The sequence below is a fragment of the uncultured Methanobrevibacter sp. genome (genome assembly GCF_900316895.1).
Lineage (GTDB): Archaea > Methanobacteriota > Methanobacteria > Methanobacteriales > Methanobacteriaceae > Methanocatella.
Genome location: NZ_ONER01000123.1, coordinates 1 through 3,259, shown reverse-complemented (window position 1 = coordinate 3,259; position 3,259 = coordinate 1). Strand labels below are relative to the sequence as shown.

Annotated in this window: 3 protein-coding genes and 1 pseudogene; 1 reads left to right on the top strand and 3 read right to left on the bottom strand. The window is 36.1% G+C overall.

Going from position 1 to position 3,259, the window contains the following annotated elements; all coding sequences use genetic code 11:
- On the top strand, window positions 1-511 hold a 511-nt coding region (locus tag QZN27_RS09425; RefSeq protein WP_296786848.1), incomplete at its 5' end, for an ATP-binding cassette domain-containing protein.
- Here QZN27_RS09425 and QZN27_RS09420 read toward each other — a convergent pair.
- The 3 genes and pseudogenes from QZN27_RS09420 to QZN27_RS09410 all read right to left on the bottom strand — a co-directional run.
- Window positions 506-1,297 carry a tetratricopeptide repeat protein gene (locus QZN27_RS09420; protein ID WP_296786845.1) on the bottom strand — a complete coding sequence of 264 codons (792 nt, stop codon included), beginning with the start codon at window positions 1,295-1,297 and terminating at the stop codon, window positions 506-508. The genes QZN27_RS09425 and QZN27_RS09420 overlap by 6 nt on opposite strands.
- A gap of 48 nt (window positions 1,298-1,345) precedes the next feature.
- Window positions 1,346-2,716, bottom strand: coding sequence for an MATE family efflux transporter (locus QZN27_RS09415; protein WP_296786842.1), 1,371 nt, complete (start codon window positions 2,714-2,716; stop codon window positions 1,346-1,348).
- A gap of 46 nt (window positions 2,717-2,762) precedes the next feature.
- Window positions 2,763-3,259 (bottom strand): annotated as a pseudogene (locus QZN27_RS09410) (hypothetical protein); the annotation flags it as partial.

Sequence of the window (3,259 nt, the reverse complement as noted above, 5' to 3'; positions counted from 1 at the left end):
CATAAGGTCATTAATTGGAATGGTTCTTCAGGATTCCTGGCTGTTTTCAGACACTATCTCAAACAATATCCGCTATGGAAATTTGGATGCCGATGACAGCGAAATCACTGATGCCGCCAGACAGGTTTATGCCGATAATTTCATAAGACAGTCAAGTGACGGTTATGAAAGCGTTTTAAACGAAGATACCGACAACATTTCTCATGGTCAAAAGCAGCTGCTTACAATAGCAAGAACAATTCTTTCAAAAAAAGAGATCTTAATTTTAGACGAGGCAACATCCAGCGTTGATACAAGAACAGAGAAGTTAATTCAAAAGGCCATGGACAAGCTTATGGAAGGCAAAACCAGCTTTATCATAGCGCATAGGCTATCAACAATAAGAAATGCCGACAGGATTATCGTAATTGAAAATGGTGAAATAATTGAGCAAGGAACTCATGAAGAGCTGCTTGCCCTTAAAGGATATTATTACAATACTTTAAATGCCCAATTGAAGGAAAGTCTATAATGAGCACTCATCCCAAATCTTTTTAGATTTCTCGTCCAATTCTTCAATTTCGTTGGCTTCACTGAAGGCCTTGCTGGCCTGGCCGTATTTCTGCCAATCGTAATATGTATATGCCTTTCCCTTTAAGGCTTCGAATGGCACATCATCTGAAACTGAATCATAGACATTAATTGCATCATTGAACTCTCCATTCAATCTGTTTACATTTGCAATCGCTAATTTTGATTCAACATTATCTTCTAAAGCCAGAGAGCAGAGGAACTCTTCAACTGCTTCTTCATACTTGCCCAAGTTAGTCAGTGCCAGCCCTTTCAGATAGTAAGCCTCATGATTTTTATTGTTCAAATCAATTGATTTGTCACATAGCTGAACAACACGAGCGTTTACAGCTTCAGCATCCTCCAATTCATCGGAATCTACCTTATCAAGTTTTCTTCTTGCTACCTTAAGGTAGTCCTCATCCCTGTTCAGTGCAATTTTTGCTTCACGTGAAGACTCTTTAATGAAATCAGGAACGCCATCCTGATTGATGACCTCATCCTTAAATTTTGATAAATCATCTGCAAAATCTGAAAAATGATTTATTACAGTTTCCCCAAATTCTTGAACATCCATTTCATCAAGATTTTGCTTGAATTCATTTGAATCAATTTCTTTTAATATTTCGGTTGTTTCATCTTTTAGATATCCAATTCCATCATATATGGATTGAACGAATCGAGATTCAAAAACAACCTTATCTTTGCTGCGTCTGTTGACATTAATATCTTCCCAATCTTTAGACATTTTAATCACTATGATATGATATTGTAAAAATAGTATAAATAATATATGTTAGTTAAGATGAAAAACTCTTTTTTTGAATTTGAGATTGAAAATCCAAATACAAACAAAACCTATGATTGAACCTATATTCATTCCAATGATTGCTCCCAGATACACTCCAAAAACGCCCATGTCAAATGTAATTCCAAGTATATATGCCAATGCCATGCTCAATACCAGTTCCCTCAATATGGTTATTGCAAGTGATTTGAAACCTGAGCCAACGCCCTGATATGTATAGGCCGCTGTTGCACCAAATGATATCAGAAAATTATAGAACACCAGCAATTGCAATATTTCGGCAGATCGGTTTACCAATGCGGGATTGCCCGCCTGGAAGTTGAATAAATCGCAAAGAGGATAAGCGAATATGAAAAACATTGCACAGATTGCAATTGTAATCGCCAAACTTAGCAGTGTCGAGTATTTGATTGTTTCATTGAAATTTTCCCAATTCCTTGCACCATAAGCTATACCCGAAACGGTTATTGTTGCAATCCCTATTGCCATGCAGGGAATGAATGCAATTGTTATGAATCTCCATGCGATGGTGAATGCGGCCACTTCCGCAACACCTGCAGTTACGATGATCAGATAGTTAAGGATAATCGCTACCAGAGCAAATATTATCTCTTCAGTTGAGGCAGGAATGGAAACCGCAAGGATTTCCTTATATATCCCCAATTCATGCTTGTAATCTGAGAATTTGAACTGGAAAAATGTGTCTTTCTTAACATATATCCAGTAAAGCATCAGAAGAAATCCTAAAAATGATGCCAAAACTGTCGCCAGCCCCGCTCCGAATATGCCAAAATCAAGTCCATATATCATAATCGGATCCAGAATCATGTTAAAGACAGATGTTAAAATCAATGGGTTTGTCGCACGGGCCACATCACCTTCCGCCCTGAATATGCTTGCGGCCACATTGGGAGCTAAAAATACAATATTCAACAAAAATATAATCTGGCCATAACTTAGGCAATATGTGCTGACACTACCTGCCCCCAATAATATTACTAAATCATCTAAAAAGAAAATACCTATCATTAAAACTATAACTGAAACAACAAGTGTTATAATTATTGAGTGCATAACTGCATTATTTGCATCTTTAATTCTTTGAGCTCCGACATATCTTGAAATAAGAGAATTCGCACCTGCACCCACACCGCTGCCAATGCCTATTATCACCAGATACAAGGGGGAAATAAAACCTAAAGCTGCAAGAGCGTTGGCATTGATGCCTGCCACCCAAAAACTGTCAATGAGATTGTTTAAAAACATTAAAAGCAGTGAAAATATCGTAGGGAAAGCCAATTTGTTAATGGCCTTGCGGGGATTTCCGGTGATTGATTCAATATTGTCATTAGCCTGCATCAATAATATTCTATGGAAAAAAATATTTAAGGATTTTTAAAAAGAATCAGTTTTTCTTTTTCCTGGCCAATTCTTCCAAATCATCGAATTTTCTATCAAGATGTTTCACTACAAGAGAAACTGTTAAAGTTGCTGTACCTACACAAGACAGTAAAAAACCGCTCCAAACCAAAAATATTGCATCGACCTTACCAATACCGGTTGTTCCTAAAACGGTATAACCATTACTTGTAAATGCATTGGAAACCATGTTCAATGAATCAAGAGGGGAAACATCTTCAACAATAATAGTGAATAAAAAACTAATGAAAACAATTGAAAACAATAATATAATTGTTATTCCTAAACTATTAGTCTCGGTATATTCGACGAATTTATCAAAATAGACCTTAATGAAATATGCAAGGGTTATTAAATGTATTACATCAATTAACAGATAATAATCTGTCAAAAATAGCACACACAGTGAACCTATAGGTATTAATCCGAATAACAGTATTTTATTTTTTAAAGAACCCCATTTAACATTAACTGCAAAGAATA